The sequence below is a fragment of the Halorubrum tibetense genome (genome assembly GCF_042661865.1).
GTDB classification, from domain to species: Archaea; Halobacteriota; Halobacteria; order Halobacteriales; family Haloferacaceae; genus Halorubrum; species Halorubrum tibetense.
Window position 1 is genome coordinate 1 of sequence record NZ_JBHSWW010000578.1, and the last position, 732, is coordinate 732.

1 protein-coding gene is annotated in these 732 nt (G+C 46.4%); it reads right to left on the reverse strand.

The window, feature by feature from the left end:
- Positions 1–21: 21 nt before the first annotated feature.
- The coding region (locus tag ACFQEU_RS17075; RefSeq protein WP_379784090.1) for a hypothetical protein at positions 22–732 on the reverse strand (711 nt) is incomplete at its 5' end.

Below are 732 nucleotides of genomic sequence, written 5' to 3' on the forward strand. Positions count from 1 at the left end.
CGCACAACCCCAACAGATTTCTTATTTTACCAAGTTCCATTTTCCACTAGCTTGAGTATCTTTTACCTGCTGATCTATTGCCGCTATCTGAGCGTAAACTGCCTCCCAGCTACTGGTCTTCATCTTATGTTCATCCATGATATCCGCACTGTAACCAATGACGACATCAGTCGATAGACCAGCGACCCGTGAATCCTGATGCGTCTGACAAATGGTAATCCAAATATCAGCATCGTTCTCAGAAGTATAGGAAATGGCCTGACGTAATTTAACCGGTACTTTTTCTTCTCTAGCAGCGCCATTTTTATCAATGAAATTAAGGGTCTTGTGTTCATCAACATTGACCACGTAGCGGTAACTGCGCCCCTGCGACAACACCCAGTTAGCGATACCTTCAAAAGGTATCATTGCGGTGTTCATCGCATGACTCCCAATAACTGTATTGTAGTTAGAATAACGCCGCTCGCTCAGCAAGCCTGCACTTACGCCGATTAAATGCAATCTTTCCCAGCTACGGCCTAGACCTGCATCTCTATCTCCCAATACCGCACCCAAATCTCCGTTAATTAAACCTACCGCAGAGCGTGCCATGTCACCGGGCAAGGGACCAATGTGACCCGTTTGATTATGTAAAGTCCGGTGGACAACGCCACTAGCTGAATCATAAGGTACATTACCCGCAAACCACGTTAGCGGGCCCGATAGCGTATAACCATTGGGGTTAAGTCTGAA